The organism is Defluviimonas salinarum, from assembly GCF_026013545.1.
Classification (GTDB): domain Bacteria; phylum Pseudomonadota; class Alphaproteobacteria; order Rhodobacterales; family Rhodobacteraceae; genus Albidovulum; species Albidovulum salinarum.
In genome coordinates this window covers 285,628-301,653 of record NZ_JAPDOG010000002.1, presented here as the reverse complement: position 1 = coordinate 301,653, position 16,026 = coordinate 285,628, and the positions used below count along the sequence as shown (strand labels likewise).

General features: G+C 68.4%; 21 protein-coding genes and 1 riboswitch. Of the genes, 12 read left to right on the top strand and 9 right to left on the bottom strand.

The features are described from left to right. The first annotated feature begins 147 nt into the window (after positions 1-147). Both OM960_RS03805 and OM960_RS03800 read left to right on the top strand, forming a co-directional pair. Positions 148-330, top strand: a complete 183-nt coding sequence (locus OM960_RS03805; RefSeq protein ID WP_263335492.1) for a hypothetical protein — start codon at positions 148-150, stop codon at positions 328-330. Positions 331-433: 103 nt separating this feature from the next. Further along, positions 434-1,066, top strand: a complete 633-nt coding sequence (locus OM960_RS03800; protein WP_263335493.1) for a TetR/AcrR family transcriptional regulator — start codon at positions 434-436, stop codon at positions 1,064-1,066. Here OM960_RS03800 and OM960_RS03795 read toward each other — a convergent pair. Together OM960_RS03795 and OM960_RS03790 are read right to left on the bottom strand one after the other, a co-directional pair. Further along, positions 1,063-1,779 (bottom strand): NYN domain-containing protein, encoded by a 717-nt coding sequence (locus OM960_RS03795; protein WP_263335494.1) that lies wholly within the window; start codon positions 1,777-1,779, stop codon positions 1,063-1,065. The two genes, OM960_RS03800 and OM960_RS03795, sit on opposite strands and share 4 nt — an antisense overlap. Positions 1,780-1,821: 42 nt before the next feature. Beyond that, complete coding sequence (locus tag OM960_RS03790) at positions 1,822-2,304, bottom strand: GNAT family N-acetyltransferase (protein WP_263335495.1); 483 nt, start codon at positions 2,302-2,304, stop codon at positions 1,822-1,824. A gap of 264 nt (positions 2,305-2,568) precedes the next feature. On the opposite strand from OM960_RS03790, the gene OM960_RS03785 reads away from it, so the two are divergent. Next, a complete protein-coding gene (locus OM960_RS03785; protein ID WP_264771105.1) occupies positions 2,569-3,336 on the top strand; it encodes an ion channel in 768 nt (255 codons plus the stop codon). A 38-nt stretch (positions 3,337-3,374) separates the two neighbouring features. Here OM960_RS03785 and OM960_RS03780 read toward each other — a convergent pair whose 3' ends face one another. Next, positions 3,375-3,908 carry a GNAT family N-acetyltransferase gene (locus tag OM960_RS03780; RefSeq protein ID WP_264771104.1) on the bottom strand — a complete coding sequence of 178 codons (534 nt, stop codon included), beginning with the start codon at positions 3,906-3,908 and terminating at the stop codon, positions 3,375-3,377. A gap of 129 nt (positions 3,909-4,037) precedes the next feature. Here OM960_RS03780 and OM960_RS03775 point away from each other — a divergent pair, with 129 nt between their 5' ends. Then, a complete protein-coding gene (locus tag OM960_RS03775; protein WP_263335500.1) occupies positions 4,038-4,466 on the top strand; it encodes a MarR family winged helix-turn-helix transcriptional regulator in 429 nt (142 codons plus the stop codon). A gap of 71 nt (positions 4,467-4,537) precedes the next feature. Continuing rightward, positions 4,538-4,945 (top strand): hypothetical protein, encoded by a 408-nt coding sequence (locus OM960_RS03770; RefSeq protein ID WP_263335502.1) that lies wholly within the window; start codon positions 4,538-4,540, stop codon positions 4,943-4,945. A gap of 85 nt (positions 4,946-5,030) precedes the next feature. Here OM960_RS03770 and OM960_RS03765 read toward each other — a convergent pair whose 3' ends face one another. Next, on the bottom strand, positions 5,031-6,158 hold the full coding sequence (locus OM960_RS03765; protein WP_263335504.1) for an S-(hydroxymethyl)glutathione dehydrogenase/class III alcohol dehydrogenase: 1,128 nt from the start codon (positions 6,156-6,158) through the stop codon (positions 5,031-5,033). Positions 6,159-6,241: 83 nt separating this feature from the next. Here OM960_RS03765 and OM960_RS03760 point away from each other — a divergent pair, with 83 nt between their 5' ends. The 3 genes from OM960_RS03760 to OM960_RS03750 all read left to right on the top strand — a co-directional run bounded on the left by OM960_RS03760 (position 6,242) and on the right by OM960_RS03750 (position 8,641). After that, positions 6,242-6,514 carry an I78 family peptidase inhibitor gene (locus OM960_RS03760; RefSeq protein ID WP_263335506.1) on the top strand — a complete coding sequence of 91 codons (273 nt, stop codon included), beginning with the start codon at positions 6,242-6,244 and terminating at the stop codon, positions 6,512-6,514. A 64-nt stretch (positions 6,515-6,578) separates the two neighbouring features. After that, a complete protein-coding gene (locus tag OM960_RS03755) occupies positions 6,579-8,228 on the top strand; it encodes a Y-family DNA polymerase (RefSeq protein ID WP_264771103.1) in 1,650 nt (549 codons plus the stop codon). Between the two features lie 62 nt (positions 8,229-8,290). Beyond that, positions 8,291-8,641: a DUF2794 domain-containing protein gene (locus OM960_RS03750; protein ID WP_263335509.1), complete on the top strand. Its 351-nt coding sequence runs from the start codon at positions 8,291-8,293 to the stop codon at positions 8,639-8,641. Positions 8,642-8,719: 78 nt separating this feature from the next. Here OM960_RS03750 and OM960_RS03745 read toward each other — a convergent pair whose 3' ends face one another. The 3 genes from OM960_RS03745 to OM960_RS03735 form a co-directional block, all read right to left on the bottom strand. Further along, positions 8,720-9,559, bottom strand: coding sequence for a C40 family peptidase (locus OM960_RS03745; protein WP_264771102.1), 840 nt, complete (start codon positions 9,557-9,559; stop codon positions 8,720-8,722). Beyond that, complete coding sequence (locus tag OM960_RS03740) at positions 9,556-10,941, bottom strand: leucyl aminopeptidase family protein (protein WP_264771101.1); 1,386 nt, start codon at positions 10,939-10,941, stop codon at positions 9,556-9,558. Before OM960_RS03740 ends, OM960_RS03745 begins: the two co-directional genes overlap by 4 nt. Positions 10,942-11,026: 85 nt before the next feature. Further along, a complete protein-coding gene (locus OM960_RS03735) occupies positions 11,027-11,407 on the bottom strand; it encodes a hypothetical protein (protein ID WP_264771100.1) in 381 nt (126 codons plus the stop codon). Between the two features lie 149 nt (positions 11,408-11,556). Here OM960_RS03735 and OM960_RS03730 point away from each other — a divergent pair, with 149 nt between their 5' ends. The 4 genes from OM960_RS03730 to OM960_RS03715 all read left to right on the top strand — a co-directional run bounded on the left by OM960_RS03730 (position 11,557) and on the right by OM960_RS03715 (position 14,310). Further along, positions 11,557-12,204: a carbonic anhydrase gene (locus OM960_RS03730; protein WP_263335516.1), complete on the top strand. Its 648-nt coding sequence runs from the start codon at positions 11,557-11,559 to the stop codon at positions 12,202-12,204. Between the two features lie 112 nt (positions 12,205-12,316). Then, on the top strand, positions 12,317-13,294 hold the full coding sequence (locus OM960_RS03725) for a sodium-dependent bicarbonate transport family permease (RefSeq protein ID WP_264771099.1): 978 nt from the start codon (positions 12,317-12,319) through the stop codon (positions 13,292-13,294). A gap of 2 nt (positions 13,295-13,296) precedes the next feature. Then, positions 13,297-13,608 carry a DUF3240 family protein gene (locus OM960_RS03720; protein WP_263335519.1) on the top strand — a complete coding sequence of 104 codons (312 nt, stop codon included), beginning with the start codon at positions 13,297-13,299 and terminating at the stop codon, positions 13,606-13,608. A 78-nt stretch (positions 13,609-13,686) separates the two neighbouring features. Further along, positions 13,687-14,310: a tetratricopeptide repeat protein gene (locus tag OM960_RS03715; RefSeq protein ID WP_264771098.1), complete on the top strand. Its 624-nt coding sequence runs from the start codon at positions 13,687-13,689 to the stop codon at positions 14,308-14,310. 16 nt (positions 14,311-14,326) lie between these two features. On the opposite strand, the gene bluB is transcribed toward OM960_RS03715, so the two are convergent. Together bluB and OM960_RS03705 are read right to left on the bottom strand one after the other, a co-directional pair. Then, positions 14,327-15,091, bottom strand: a complete 765-nt coding sequence (gene bluB / locus OM960_RS03710) for a 5,6-dimethylbenzimidazole synthase (RefSeq protein ID WP_263335522.1) — start codon at positions 15,089-15,091, stop codon at positions 14,327-14,329. A gap of 44 nt (positions 15,092-15,135) precedes the next feature. Beyond that, positions 15,136-15,317: riboswitch (cobalamin riboswitch) on the bottom strand. Positions 15,318-15,427: 110 nt separating this feature from the next. After that, positions 15,428-16,024, bottom strand: a complete 597-nt coding sequence (locus OM960_RS03705; RefSeq protein ID WP_264771097.1) for a hypothetical protein — start codon at positions 16,022-16,024, stop codon at positions 15,428-15,430. Positions 16,025-16,026 lie beyond the last annotated feature (2 nt).

Here is a 16,026-nt window from a genome sequence, read left to right as displayed (position 1 = left end):
GGATCAACCTAGGCGGCGGCGGCGGGGGCGGCAAGACGGGGTGTTATGCATGAACTGAACGGTTTGGTTCATTTATTTCTTGTATATCTGAACGTATCAGTTTAGAAAATACCCACGAAACGAAACCGTTCAGTTCGGAGAGATTCGATGCCCCGTTTCCGCCCCGCACTTGCCGCCTTCGCCTTTGTCCTGACAGCCACGCCCAGCCTCGCCTTCGGCTTCTCCGTCGACCTGCCGCGGCTCGACTTTCCGACCGCACCGACCGAGACCACGCGCGGCTGCGCAACCATCACGTCGCCTTCCGGCACGTCCTGCGTGCAAGGCGGCTGATGCATCGCTTCGACGCCGCGACGGGCGATCCCGCCCGTCGCGCCCCTCCCCGCCTTGCCGCCGCGATGCGGCGCGGTCTATCATCCGGGCCCGGAGGAGAAGAATGGTAGCGACACCCGAAGCCGTGACCGTCAAACGCGGCCGCAAGTTCGACCAGGTGCTCGAAGGCGCCCGGAAGGTCTTTCTGCGCGACGGATTCGACGGCGCGAGCGTCGACGACATCGCCGCCGAGGCGGGCGTTTCCAAGGCCACGCTCTACAGCTACTTCCCGGACAAGCGGATCCTCTTCATCGAGGTCGCCAAGGGCGAATGCCACCGCCAGCAGCAGGAGGCCGAGGCGCTCGCCAACCTCACCGCGCCGCCGGAATGCGTCCTGCCCGAAGCCGCGCGGCGGATCATCGACTTCTCGGTCTCGGAGATCGGCCGCGCCGTCTTCCGCATCTGCATCGCCGAGGCCGAGCGCTTTCCCGAGCTCGGCCGACAGTTCTATGAAAGCGGCCCGGCACGGGTGCGCGAGCGTCTCGCGGCCTATTTCAACGGCGCGGTGGCGCGCGGCGAACTCGCGATCGAGGACGTTTATCTCGCCGCCGACCAGTTCGCCGAGCTTTGCAAGGCCGACATCTTCACGCTGGTGAGCTTCGGCATCAAACGCGACTTCACGCGGGCCGACCGCGAGCGTGTGGCCAAGGGGGCGGTCGAGATGTTCCTCGCCCGCTACGGCGTCAAGCGCCCCTAGTCCACCCGCCGCACGTAGACGTGGTTGCCCTCGCGCTTGGTCTCGAAGCGCTTCAGGTCTGTGACGAGGTCCGAAAGCTTGCGCTTGCCGTAGGTCCGGGTGTCGAAATCGGGATTGTCGGCGGTGATGCGCTGGCCGATGAGGCCGAGGAGATACCAGTCGTCCTCCTGGTCGATCTTGTCCATCGCCTTGACGATCAGGTCGATCGCCTCGATCGGCGGCCGCTTGGCCTCCGACTTCGGTGCGGCGGCGCCCTTCGCGGGCGGCTCCTCCTCGACGATGTTCTCGATGAAGACGAAGCGGTTGCACACGTTGCGCAGGGCCTCGGGGGTCTTCGCCTCGCCGATGCCGATCACCTCGAGCCCGTCCTCGCGGATCCGGCTCGCGAGCCGCGTGAAGTCGCTGTCGGACGAGACCAGGACGAAGCCGTCGAACTTGCCGGCATGGAGGATGTCCATCGCGTCGATCACGAGGCCGATGTCGCTCGCGTTCTTGCCCTTGGTATTGGCCGACTGCTGGTGGGTGACGAGGCCGAGCGCCCGCGCCTTCTCCTTCCAGCCGCCAAGCTGGGGATTGGACCAGTCGCCATAGACCCGGCGCAGCGCCGGTTCGCCATAGGCGGTGATCTCCTTCAATATCGCCTCGGCATGCCGGGCGACGACGTTGTCGGCGTCGATGAGGACGGCCAGAAGCGGAATGTCGGCGCGCGCCATCAGGACTGCCTTTCGGGGGAATTTGTCATGGCCCGCACCCTGTCACAGATCGCGGTACATCACCAGCGCGTCCACATAGCCCTCGCGCGGATGCAGGAAGGCGCCGGGGAGCCGCCCGACGGTGGCGAAGCCCGCGCCTTCCCAGATCGCGATGGCACGGGTGTTGGTGGCGACGACTAAGTTGAACTGCATCGCCCGGTATCCCTGCCTGCGAGCTTCATCGAGCGAATGCGCCAGCAGCGCCCGCGCCACGCCCTTGCCGCGGGCCGCGGCGGTCGTGCAGTAGCCGGCATTGCACACATGCGCGCCTCCGCCCTTCTGGTTCGGCCTGAGATACGAGGTGCCGAGCACCCGCCCCTCGGATTCGGCGACGAAATTGACGGCACCGGCCGGGCGCCAGTAGGCGAAGGCGCCTTCGCGCCCGCCCCTCGGGTCGGCAGCAAAGGTATCGCCCGCCTCGATGACGGGCCGAAGGATCGCCCAGATGGCGTCGTCGTCGTCGGGTGTGGCTGGTCGTATGTTCATCTGTCCGGCCTCATCACTGTTCGCCCCGATATTCGGCCGCCCGGTGCGCAGCCGCAAGGTACCCCGCGCACCGGAGGCGGAGACGCGAAGGTTCGCACCGGTTCCTGCCGCGCACGGGGTCGCCGTGAATCGCCGCTCTCCGCCAATGGCTTGCGGCAGCGACAACGGAGGATTTCGATGACGCGGGCAGCGGAATCTGTACTGTGCTCTGACGGGCGGTCTCGGGCGCTCCGGCATGATCCGGCCCGATAGGGAGAGTGCAGCATGGAGCGGCTGAAGGCGCGCGTGATCGAACTCTACACCGGCCAGTCGCCGGCCGCGCGGCGGCTGCGTTACGGCCTGATCCTGTTCGACCTCGCCACCGTCGTCTATTTCATCATCTCGGTCCCGCTGCCCGCGTCGCCGGCGCTACGCGCGGTCAATACGGCGCTTGCACTCGTGATCGCGGTCGATTTCCTTTTCAGGTTCTGGATCTCCGACAGCCGCTGGCGCCATCTGGGGCGCATCTATGTGCTCGCCGATCTTGTGGTGCTTCTGTCGCTGCTGCTGGACCCGCTGTTTAGTCTCGACCTCACCTTCCTGCGCATCCTGCGCGGCATCCGGCTGGGCCACTCGGAATACCTGTTGCAGGACCTGCGGAGAGACTGGCGGTTCTTCCGCGAACACGAGGATGCGCTGGTGGCGTCGCTCAACCTGGTCATCTTCGTCTTCGTGACGACCTCGGCGGTCTTCCTGTTCTTTGCGGAGCGCGGCGGTTCCGCAGCCTATGTGGATTCGCTCTACTACACGGTCACCACCCTGACCACGACGGGCTATGGCGACCTGACACCGAACACGCCGGGGGAAAAGCTCGCCGCGGTGGTGATCATGGTGGTCGGCGTCTCGCTGTTCCTGCGCCTGGCCGGCGCGGTCTTTACCCCGTCGCGCGTGCATCACCCCTGCCCGAGCTGCGGGCTGACGCGGCATGACCCGGACGCGGTGCATTGCAAGCATTGCGGCGACTTGCTGAGGATCGAGACGCGCGGCGGGTGACGCCGTCCAGGCAAGCCGCCCATCGTGGTGCCCGCGCTCTACACCGCAGCCTGGACCGGACAATGGATATACATGTCGGTGTCGCGGTCCGATAGCGCGTCCGATCTCTTGAAACCCGCCTTCCGCGGCACGGCCGCCGAGGCGGGATTGCCATTTGCGACGCCCCCGAGGAGCGTGACCGGCCGCCCCTGCTCGGCGAGCCAGTCCACGAGCCCGGCCACCAGTTCGCTCGCATATCCCTTGCCCCACTCGGGTTCCGCGAGCGGGTAGCCGAGGTGCATCGCCGCGCCGCCCCCCTCGTCGGCGAACTCGGCCAGGATCAGAAGCCCGATCAGATGCCCCTGCGCCGCATGACGGACGGTGTAGACCGCGGCCTCGCGGCCCCGCCCCGCCACCCAGAGCGCAACGGCCCCCGCACCGGGCGCGATCTGAAGCGGTTCGGGCAGATGCTCCAGAACGCCGGGGGTCAGCAGCCGCTTCAATTCGTCGACGAGCCGGGATCGCGCGGGCTCGGCGGCAATCGCATCCGCCCAGGTCTCGACGATCAGGCGTCTGGTTGAAAAACCGTTCATTCGCCTCTTTCCGCACGGCTCATCCGCGGGCTCCGGCCGACAGCTAGCCGATATTCGTTCCCTCGCTTGACTTTTCCCGCGCGCCCATTAGTTAGGATGTCTGACTTACCAACGGGGGGGGGGGGCGCAATGGATTTGGCAAGGCTGATCGAACTCGTCCACCGCCACGCCCATCGCCAATGGGCGATGCAGGGCGGAGCATCCGGCGTGAGCCACAGCGAGTTCGAATATCTCCGCTCCATCCGCGAGCAGGAGGCACGGAAGACCGACAGGCACGATCACGGCCAGCACCTGCAGGACGTGGTCGACGAGATGGGGGTCCGCAAGGCCTCGGCCAGCGCGATGGTCGTGAAGCTCGAGGAGCGTGGCCTTGTCACGCGGATCCCGTGCCAGTACGACGCCCGCGCCCAGCACATCCTGCTGACCGAAGCCGGTATCGACATGCTCCGGCGAGGCGAAACCGTCTATGCCGCCGCCGCCCGGACGCTTCTGGACTCCCTGTCCGACACCGAGCGCCGGAAACTGGATGCCGTGTTCGACGGCCCCGCGCCGGCATGACCCGGCTGCTTAAACTTTGAGCCTACAAGTAAGTCAGGCTAACTAATCAACAACACAAACAGGAACTCAAGATGACCTTTGAACTCGTGCTGATCGGAACCGCCCTACACATCCTGATCTGGGAGAAGCTGCCGGAATGGGGCAGTTGGTTCAACGCGCTTCTGGCGCGATTGCCGGGCCCGCTGCGAGCACTCTACGGGCAATGGCACTGCCCCTATTGCGCCGGCTTCTGGATCGCGCTGGCGCTTCACGCACTGACGGGCCTCTGGACCGTGCCGGCGCTCGCCGGGCTTCCGGCAAGGCTCGGCCCGCCGGGCGACGCCATCGGCTGGTTCCTTGATGCGCTGGCCTCAGCGACGCTGATCTACGCCGCGATCCTGTCGCTCAAGGCGGTCGGCCTGCCGGCGATGAAGGCGCATCTGATGAAGGAGGACTTCGTCAAGTCCGCTTTCGGCGCGGAAGCCGGGGCGCGGAACTGACCAAATCCGGAGGTCCGGCACAAAAAGGCAAGGCGGTCGAAGCCTTGCCTTTCCGTTCGGGAAGGTTCCCCGCAGTTGCGCGCGGTCAGTAGACCACGACCGAGCGGATCGACTCGCCCGCGTGCATCAGGTCGAAGCCCTTGTTGATCTCGTCGAGCTTGAGCTGGTGAGTGATCATCGAGTCGATCTCGATCTTGCCCTCCATGTACCAGTCGACGATCTTCGGCACGTCGGTGCGCCCGCGCGCGCCGCCGAAGGCGGTGCCCTTCCACACCCGCCCGGTGACGAGCTGGAACGGCCGCGTCTCGATCACGGCGCCCGCCGGGGCGACGCCGATGATGATCGACTGGCCCCAGCCCCTGTGGGTGCATTCGAGCGCGTCGCGCATCACCTTCACGTTGCCGGTACAGTCGAACGAATAATCCGCGCCGCCGATCTGGTCGAACGGGGTCTTGGTGATGTTGACGATCTCCTGGACGACGTTCTCGCAGTCCTTCGGGTTGACGAAATGGGTCATCCCGAACTTCTCGGCCATTTCCTTCTTGGCCGGGTTGAGGTCGACACCGATGATCTTGTCGGCGCCCGCAAGCCGCAGGCCCTGGATCACGTTGAGGCCGATGCCGCCGAGGCCGAACACCGCCGCCGTCGCGCCGATCTCCACCTTCGCGGTGTTGATCACCGCTCCGATGCCGGTGGTCACGCCGCAACCGATGTAGCAGATCTTGTCGAAGGGCGCGTCCTCGCGCACCTTGGCGAGCGCGATCTCGGGCAGGACCGTGTAGTTCGAGAAGGTCGAGCAGCCCATGTAATGCAGGATCGGGTCACCATCCAGGGTCGAGAAACGCGACGTGCCATCCGGCATCAGGCCCTGTCCTTGAGTCGCGCGGATCGAGGTGCAGAGGTTGGTCTTGCGGGAAAGGCAGGACGGGCAGGTCCGGCATTCCGGCGTGTAGAGCGGGATGACATGGTCACCCTTCTTCAGGCTGGTGACGCCGGGGCCGACATCGACGACGACGCCCGCGCCCTCGTGGCCGAGGATCGCCGGGAAGAGCCCTTCCGGGTCCGCGCCCGAGAGCGTGAATTCGTCGGTGTGGCAGATGCCGGTGGCCTTGATCTCCACAAGGACCTCGCCAGCCTTCGGGCCGGCCAAGTTCACCTCCATGATTTCCAAGGGCTTGCCGGCCTGAACGGCCACGGCGGCGCGGGTACGCATCGGGGATCCTCCCATCGTCTTGTTGTGCTCGTCAGACCCTGTGGCATACTCGCCGCCAATGCAATTCGGGAAACGACATTCCAGTGAAAGCTTCTGCCATCTTCCTCGCGATTCCGCTTCTGGCCGCCTGCGTCGAGGCGCCGGCGAGTCCGGCCGTCCCTGCCGAGGCGACCTGCTCGGCCGAAAGCCTGCAACATCTTGTCGGGCAACCGGAAAATGCCTTCGATCCAACCGGGCTCGATGAGCCGGTGCGGGTGGTTCACCCGGACGAGGCGGTCACGATGGATTACAACCCCGGCCGGTTGAACGTCGAGATCGGCGCCGACGGGATGATTGCCGCAATCCGCTGCGGCTGAGCGACTCGACTCCGGCCGGGGCGGAGGGTAATATGGAACATATCAAGAACATTATGTCGCCCTCATGGTCCAACGCCGGATTCTCTCGCTCTGGTTCCCCCGTCTCGGCGCCGAACGGCTGGTGCGCCGGATGCGCGGCATGCCGGCCCCGGCCTTTGCCGTCGTCGGCGAGGAGGCGAACCGCCAGGTCCTGACCTCGCTCACCGCCGCCGCCGAGGCCGAGGGGCTCTATCGCGGCCAGCCCCTGCGCGATGCGCTGGCGATGAGCCCGGCGCTTGTCACCCGGTTCCGCAATCCCCGCGCCGAGGCGCAGTTCCTCACCGCGCTCCGCCGCTGGGCCGGCAAGTTCAGCCCCTGGGTCGCAGAGGAGCCGCCCGAGGGGCTGGTGATCGACCTGTCCGGCGCGGCGCATCTCTTCGGCGGCGAGGAGGGCGTGCTGGGCGCGGTGGCGGAGGATTGCGCCGGGCTCGGCCTGACGGTCGAGGCCGGCATCGCCGACACGGTGGGCGCGGCCTGGGCGCTCGCGCGCCATGCCGGGCGCGAGGCGGCGCGGGTCAGGAACGGCGACGCCATCGACCAGGAGGCGCGGGCGACGCGGTCACGCGCAGCCAAGCGGCACTGGATCCGCGGCGGCCCGGCGCCGGTGCCGGAGATGCCGCCGGTGCCGCAGGCCCGGATCTCGGCCCCCGGCCAGCTCCGGCAGAGCCTCGCGCCGCTGCCCTTGGCCGCGCTCCGCATCGACGACGACACGGTTCATGGCCTCGCCCGGCTCGGGCTGCGCCATGTCGGCGACATCATGGGAATGCCGCGCGCCGCGCTGTCGCGGCGCTTCGGCCTCGGCCTCATCCGCCGACTCGACCAGGCGCTTGGGGTCGAGACCGAGCCGGTCTCGCCCGCCCGCGCGCCCTTGCATTTCGCGGTGCGGCTGACGCTGCCCGACCCGATCGGGCTCGCGGAGGACATCATGGCCGGGATCGACCGGCTCCTGCCCGCGCTCGCGGCGCGGCTCCGCGACAAGGGCCGGGGCGCGCGGCGGGTGCGGTTGCAACTGTTCCGCGCCGACCAGTCGATGCAGGAGATCGAGCTCGGCCTCGCCCGGCCCTCGGCCGATCCCGACCGGCTGCGCCCGCTCCTGATGCTGAAGCTCGACGAGGTCGACCCCGGCTTCGGCATCGACATGCTGCGGCTCGAGGCGCATGTAACCGAGCCGGTCCATGCCCGCCAGGTCCGCGGCCCCAACGATCCCGGCGATGCGCCGGGGCGCAGCGCCGCCGAGACCGCGCTCGACGACCTGATCTCGAAGCTCGGGGCGCGGGTGGGGATGGAGGCGATCACCCGGCTCGCGCCGGCCGACAGCCACATCCCGGAGAAATCGGCGAAGATCCTGCCCGCCGCCTGGTCGAAGCCCGCCGTCGACTGGCCGCCGCCCCGTACCCCGCGGCCGCTGGTGATCTTCCGCCCCGAGCCGCTCGCCGCGCCCGAGGACCCGATGCCGCCCGCGCGGTTCCGCTGGCGCCGCCGCGACCTCGTCACCACCGCGGCCACCGGGCCGGAGCGGATCGCGCCGGAATGGTGGCTCGACGAGCCCGACTGGCGCTCTGGCACCCGCGACTACTGGCGGGTGGAGGTGGAGACGGGCGAGCGGCTCTGGCTGTTCTTCGCCCATGGCGGCGCGGTCTCGGGCGGCTGGTACTGTCAGGGCACATTCCGCTGAGCGCGCGGCGCCAAAGCGCCGGCAGGCTTGATTTGTTGCCAAACGAATGTAACATTTCTCTTATGACGGTCCAGACGCCGACCCCGTTCCGCGCCTCCCCTTCCCCGCCCGAGCAGGTTTCATTTGATCGTCTGGAGCTTGGCCAGATCCTCGGACTCTACGGGCGCATGGTGGCGGCGGGCGAGTGGCGCGACTACGCCCTGTCCTTCCTGCGCGACATGGCGGTGTTCTCGGTCTTCCGCCGCGCCGCGGAGTTCCCGATCTACCGGATCGAGAAGCATCCGCGGCTCAGGAGCCGCCAGGGCATGTATTCGGTCATCGGCATGGACGGGCAGGTTCTGAAGCGCGGCCATGAATTGCCCGTGGTGCTTCGGGTGCTCGAACGCAAGCTGATCCGTCCGGTGGACGATTGACCCCGGTGCGCGGGTGGCGGCTGCGGGAGCCTCCGGCGGGGATATTTTCGGCAAGATGAAGGGGATGGGCGCGCCCGGTCAGCGGCGGGCCGCGAGCCGTTTCACCGTGCTGGGGCGGCCGTCGCCCTGACGCGCGATGCGGGCGATCGCCTCGGCGGTCCCCTCATGGGCCACCGCCATGTGGAAGGCATTGGCGTGGATGAGCTGGGTTTCGCTGACCGCCATCGCGACATGGCCCTTCCAGAACAGGAGGTCGCCGCGCCGGTATCCGGCATCCTCGGGCAGCGGCGCGCCGAGGGCGGCCTCCTGCAGGTCGCTGTCGCCCGGGCAGGCGATGCCGCAGGCGAGAAGCGCGGCCTGGACGAGACCCGAGCAGTCGATCCCGGACCGCGCGTTGCCACCCCAGAGATAAGGGGTGCCGGTCAGGCTTTCCGCCACGCCGGCTGGGTCGTCCGCCCAGTCGCCGAGCGGCTTCAGATGCATCCGCGGCACGAAGAGCCCCTCGGCGGTCTCGAGGAAAGCGAGGTGTTCGGCCGTGACGGTCAGCCGCGCGCCGAGCGTGAGGCTCGCCACCTCCGGCCGCTTGATGTCGGGTTCGCGGTAGAGATGGGTCGCGGGGGCCGAGACCCAGTGGGTGGCGGCGCGGTCGGCGCCGATCACCGGCTCGGCGAGGTAGCCGCAATAGCCGTCCTTCTCGGCCTGGACGAAGGCGAAGCCGCCGTGCCGGTCGAGCACCAGCACCCGTTCGCCCATCAGCACCTGGCGGTCGCGCGGCCCGTCCGGTCGCGCGAGGAGGTCGGCGAGCGGCGCCGCGATCCGTGCCCAGTCGCCCGAAACGTAGCGGTCGGCCGCAACCTGGCCTTCGAGCGCGGCATGCGCGACCCGGCCGTTCGCCGGGGTGAGGCGCCGGTCGCTCACAGCCCGAGCACGCCCGGAAGCGCCTCCAGGAGCGCCCGCGCGCCCTGGCCGACGCCGCCCTTGGGTCGCCCCGGTTCCGCCTTAGGTTGCCATCCGTAGATGTCGAAATGCGCGTAGCGGGGCGTGTCCGTGACGAAGCGCCGGAGAAAGAGCGCGGCCGTGATCGATCCGGCCATGCCGCCCGCGGGCGCATTGTCGAGATCGGCGATGCCGGGCTCGATCATGGTCTCGTAGGGTTCCCAGAACGGCAGCCGCCATAGGGGATCCGCGATTGTCGCCCCGGCCTCCGCCAGTGCCGCCGCGATGATATCGTCGTCGCAGAAGTAGGGCGCGAGGTCGGGGCCCACCGCGACCCGGGCCGCGCCGGTGAGCGTGGCCATCGAGACGAGAAGGTCGGGCTTCTCCTCGTCGGCGAGCGCCAGGGCATCGGCGAGCACGAGCCGGCCCTCGGCATCCGTGTTGTTGATCTCGACCGTCAGGCCCTTGCGGCTTTTCAGGATGTCCTGCGGCCGAAAGGCATTGCCGCCGACCGCGTTCTCCACAGCCGGGACCAGAACCCGGAGCCGGAGCTTCAGCCCGAGCGCCATGATCATGTGGGCGAGCCCGATCACCGTCGCCGCGCCGCCCATGTCCTTCTTCATTAGCCCCATCGACGCGGCCGGCTTGATGTCGAGCCCGCCGGTGTCGAAGCAGACCCCCTTGCCGACCAGCGTGAGCCGCGGCCCCGCCTCGCCCCAAGTTAGGTCGAGAAGCCGCGGCGCACGGTCCGAGGCGCGGCCCACGGCGTGGATCATCGGGAAGCCGTGGGCGAGGAGATCGTCGCCGCGGATCACCCGGATCTCGGCGCCGAAACGGCGGCCGAGCGTGGTGAAGGCGTCCTCGAGTTCCGCCGGCCCCATGTCGGCGGCAGGCGTGTTGATCAGGTCGCGGGTCAGTGCCTCGCCCTCGGCAATCGCCAGAAGCCGCGCCGCATCGACGCCCGCCGGCGCTTTCAGCCGTGCGACGGGCGTCTTCACGGATTTGTAGCGTGTGAAGCGATAGGTCGCGAGCAGCCAGCCGAGTGCCGCCTCTTCGGCCTCCCGAGGGCTGAGATCGCCTTCGAGATGCCAGTCACCCGAGGGCAGGTCGGCCACCGCGCGCGCGATCTGGAACCGTCCGCGCCGCCGCGTTGCCGCGCTGCCCCAGCCGAACACCGCACCCGCCGGCGCCCCGTCGAGACCCGGCAGAACGTAGATCTGGCCGAGCGCCCCGGTAAAGCCCAAGGCGTCGAGCCAGGCGCGTTCCGCATCACTGCGCCCGGCAACGAACGCGGCGGCCTCTGCCGCCTCCACCAGGTGAAGAGGACGCGATGCGGCGGCGGGATCGGCGAAGGAAAACGGCATTCTGGCCTCGGAGCTGATTGCCCCGCCAGACTAGCCGCCCCCGCAGCGCCCGCAAGGGGCACCGCGGAAGCGCTGCCGTTCACGCTCAGACCGTCAGGTCGCGCAGGTCGCAGACCGCATTGAGGGACCGGTCACCGATCCGGATCAGTCGTGCCAGCGTCGCCGCCTGTGCGGCATGGTCACCCGCCTCCGTCGCCCGCACCACGTCGTCGGCGACGCGCGCGAAGCTGGGCATTCCGATCTGCTCGGCCACCTTGACCAGGAGCCGCGCGCTGCGCGTCAGTTGCGCGGTGCGCCCCTCGTCGACGAACCGCTGCATCTCGGTCAGCCGCGCGTTCAGTTCCTCCATTGCACGGCTCAGAACCCGTTCGGCCCCTGCCTCTCCCAGTTCGGCATAAAGCGCCACGAGGCAGTCCGGATCTACCCGGACTCCTTCCTCGTGGTGCAAAACCGCAAGTTTCGCCACCCGTCGCCCTCCGATGTCACGCCCCACGCGTGCGCTTACCGTGCGGCGCCTCTCTCAAGAATTTCTTGATGCGGCTCCGAAAAAAGTCTCGAATTCTAAACGCCTCGCGGCTATCCCGGAATACGGCCCAAATCACGAGGCGAGGACAAATGCAAAACGCGAAACCGCTGCCCTCCTACCTGGTGCATCGTTACCACGGCTGGAAAGCCACAACCTGGACTGAGAACCGCGCCTGGTACCGCCGTCTTGCCGATGAAGGCCAGCGCCCGCGCGCGATGGTCATCTCGTGCTGCGACAGCCGCGTGCATGTCACCTCGATCTTCGGCGCCGACCAGGGCGAGTTCTTCATCCACCGTAACATCGCCAACCTGGTGCCGCCCTACAATCCGGACGGCGAATATCACGGCACCTCCGCCGCGGTGGAATACGCGGTCACGACGCTCAAGGTCGCCCATGTCATCATCGTCGGCCACTCGCTCTGCGGCGGCGTCAAGGGCTGCCATGACATGTGCACCGGCCACGCGCCCGCCCTCGAGGAGAAGTCGAGCTTCGTCGGCCGCTGGATGGACATCCTGCGCCCGGGTTACGAGCGGGTGAAGGACCTGCCCGAGACCGAGCGCCTGCGCGCCCTCGAAAAGGAGGCGGTGCTGGTCAGCCTCGAGAACTTGATGACTTTCCCCTTCGTGCGCTCCGCGGTCGAGGGGGGCGAGATGACGCTGCACGGTCTCTGGAACGACATCGGCGAAGGCGGGTTGGAGCAATACGACCCCACCACCCACAAGTTCGTGCCGATCTGACATTTGAGAGCTGAAGAGCGCGGCCGGACTTTATTTCGAAGCGGCCGCGCCCTGCCCCTTGTTTTGGCCGCCGGCCCGGCTATCTACGCCCGAACTCAAAGCGGGGGTGACGGTGGACGCGATTCTTTCGGTCATGGGACAAAACCTGCTGTCCCCGATCATCCTGAGCTTCGCGCTCGGCCTTGCCGCGGCGCTCGCGCGCTCCAGCCTCTCGGTGCCCGAGGCTGCTGCCAAGGCGCTGTCGATCTACCTTCTCTTCGCGATCGGCTTCAAGGGCGGCGCCAGCGTCGCCGCGCACGGGCTCGACGCGCGGCTCGCGCTCGCGCTCGTCGCCGGCATCGGCCTCAGCTTCGCGATCCCGATCGTGGCCTTCACGCTCCTGCGCAGCCTGACCCGGATGTCGCGCGTCGATGCCGCCGCGGTGGCGGGCCACTACGGCTCGATCTCGATCGTCACCTTCGTCTCGGCGACCGCGATCCTGACCAGCCGCGCCATCGACTACGAGGGCTACATGGTCGCCGTCGCCGCCGCGATGGAGGCACCGGCCATCGTCGCGGCGCTCTGGCTCGCCGCGCGCGGCGGCTCCGGCGTGAAGATGGATGCCGAGCTCTGGCGCGAGGTGATGTTGAACGGCTCGATCGTGCTTCTGATCGGCGCCTTCCTCATCGGCGCGGTGACCGGCGAGCGCGGCCTCGCGGAGATCGAGAGCTTCATCGTCTCGCCGTTCAAGGGCGTGCTCTGCCTCTTCCTTCTCGACATGGGGCTCGTCGCCGGGCGCGGGCTGAAGCAGTCGCGCGGGCTTCTCTCGGCCGGCGCGGTCGTCTTCGCCGGGCTCATGCCGATGATCGGCGCGGCGATGGCGTTGCCGGTGGCGCTGATGCTCGGCTTCTCGGCCGGCGGCACGGCACTGATGATGACGCTGGCGGCCTCGGCCTCCTACATCGCGGTGCCGGCCGCGATGCGGGTGGCCTTGCCAGAGGCCAATCCCTCGATCTACCTGACGCTCTCGCTCGGCGTCACCTTCCCCTTCAACCTCTCGCTTGGCATCCCGCTCTATGTCGCGGTGGCCGGGCTTTTCGCCGGAGGCTGACCATGCAGACCCATCAGGCCAAGCGCGTCGAGATCATCATCGAGGCCCCGCTCGAACACCGGCTGACAGACGCCATCGTCGCGGCCGGTGTCACCGGCTTCACGATCCTGCCGGTGCTCGGCGGCTCCGGCCGCTCCGGGCAATGGAGCCGCGACGGCCAGGTCTCGCTCGCGGGCGGCATGGTCGCCGTGGTCTGCATCGTCCGTCCCGAGCGGGTGGACACGCTCCTCGACGCCGCCTTCAAGGTGGTCGAGCGCCATATCGGCGTCGTTTCCGTCAGCGACTGCGAAGTGCTGCGCGCCGAGCGGTTCTGAGCCGTTCCCGGTCCCCGCATCGTGACCGCGCGTGTTTGCGCGTCATGGTAGGCTGGGTCGCGACAGGAGGCTCTTGCCATGCATGGATCGCGCCCCGCGCTCCTCGCGGCTGGCATTGCGCTGGCCATGATCCTGCCGCCCGCACCGGCCATCGGCGGACACGGCTTCGGATATGACTACGGCGTCCATCACCGCTATGAGCGCCGTCAGGCCGCACCGCGCGTTGTTCCGCCGAGCTATTCCCGCGCCCTGTCCCTGTTCCAGCTGCGCGATTACGATGCCACCCGTCGCGAGCTTCGTGCGCTCGTCGAGACCGGGCCGGGCGACGCGGACGCCTGGACCCTGCTCGGCCTCGCGAGCCTGAGGCTGCGCGACTACACCGGGGCCGAGGACTACTACGCCGAGGCGCTGAGGCTCGACCCCGGCCATCGCGGCGCGCTGCAGTATCAGGGCGAACTCTACATCACCCAGCGCCGCTACGAGGCGGCCAAGGCCAATCTCGCGCGGCTCGAGGAGCTTTGCGGCAGCTGCGCGGAGCGGGATGAACTTGACCGCGCGCTGGTCCGCGCCGGCCAGTCCCCCGAAAGCGCGCCGCTGCTCAGGGCGCCTGGCGACGCCGCCGCCGGCGTGCGGCGCCTTGAGTTGCCCGAGGCGCCGAGTGACGGACCAAGGCGCCTCAAGGCACCAGGCGGCGGATCCTGACCCGGCGCCCCGGCCGTCAGGCCAGCCGCTCTGAGAGGAACCGGCCGGCCTCGATGGCCTCCTGATCGGCGCCGAGCCGCTCGGTCAGCGCGCCGTCGGCCCGCGCATTGCCCCAGCGGTCGTAATGGACGTGGTCGGTGATCGGCAGTCGCTTGCGCCAGCCCGCCGCCTCGAGTTCCGGCCGCGCATGGAAGCCCCGCACATGACCGACGCAGAGATAGGCAACCGGGATCACGTCCTTCGGCAGGCCGAGCACCCGCTTTAGCGCGCCGTTGTCGAGGATCGAGACCCAGCCGACGCCCAGCCCCTCGGCCCGCGCCGCGAGCCAGAAGTTCTGCACAGCGCAGACCGAGGAGAAGAGGTCCATCATCGGGATATGGGTGCGCCCGATCACCACCGGCCCTGCTCGGCTGCGGTCGCAGGTGATGCAGATGTTGAGGGGCGATTCGAGGATGCCTTCGAGCTTGAGGTTGCGGTAAACTTGGCGCCGGTCCCCCTCGAACATCATCGCCGCCTCGGCATTGGCCTTGGCGAAGAGGTCGTGCACCCGGCCGCGAATCCCGGGCTCGCGCAGGACGAGGAAGTCCCAGGGCTGCATGAAACCCACCGAGGGCGCGTGATGCGCCGCCATCAGCACCCGGCTGAGTCGTTCCGGGTCGACCGCGTCGGGCAGGAAGTCGCCGCGTGTGTCGCGGCGGTTGAGGATGGTGCGGTAGACCGCTTCGCGGGTGGCGGCATCGTAGCTGTCGGGCGGCGTGAGCCCGGTCTTGGTATCGGCCATCGGAGTCCCCTTGGATGGTCCCGCGCAAGCCGCCGTCCGCGCGGCCCGCGCCATCCCTTCCGGCCGGTCTTCTGACTCGGGCTCATTCCGCCCGGACCCCTTCCCGGCCCTACGGCCAGTGGTCATCGTCCGGCAGTCCCCCTCACAGCGCTGGGCACGTCGCGGAATTGCACCGCATTCCCGATTCTCCCGCGCGAAGGCGGGCACCGGAAGGTGGGGCGAACCTTACCCGGTGGCCCGGCGATGTCAGCCGGAAAGCGGGCGCGAATGCTGCCGGCAGGATGAGTGGAATTGACGCATGCCCCGGCCGGGCCGGATCCGAACGCCGGGCCCGGCTCAGAAGGCGCTGCGCAGGCCGACGACGACCCCGTTGGACGAGGCGCCGGGGCCGATGAGACCGTAGCCGTCCGATCGGTGATGCAGGCGCAGGAACACGCTCCGGTCCGCCTCGCGCCCGAGATCATGCGCAAGCTCGAAATGCCAGTAGATCAAGTTCTGAGCCGCTTCGCCGTCGCCGCGCCGCTCTTCGAGCGCCGGCACCTTGGAGGCATGGGAGGGACCGATGCCGAAGGCGAAGCTGTCGATCACCCAAAGGACCGGCCGCTTCGTCTCGAGCCGCGCGACGACCGGCAGGTTGAACTCCCAGTGGTCCTGAAGGTTGAAATGGCGGACCACCTGCGGCTCAAGCCAGAACGACAACTCGCCGACACGAGTTGCGACCGGATTAAAGAGACGGAAATCCGCCGCCACGCCCACGAGGCCCGGCTCTTCGTACCTGGCGTTCCACGGGGTGAAGACCAGCTCTTCCCAGGGATTGTCGGTGAGAATGCCGCCGAAGACGCTGATCTCGCGCCGCGTCTCCGCCTGTGCCGGCCGCTCCGTGATCAGGCCCAGCGCAACCAACAGGATCATGGTGCGCAAGGCCAGTCGCATGT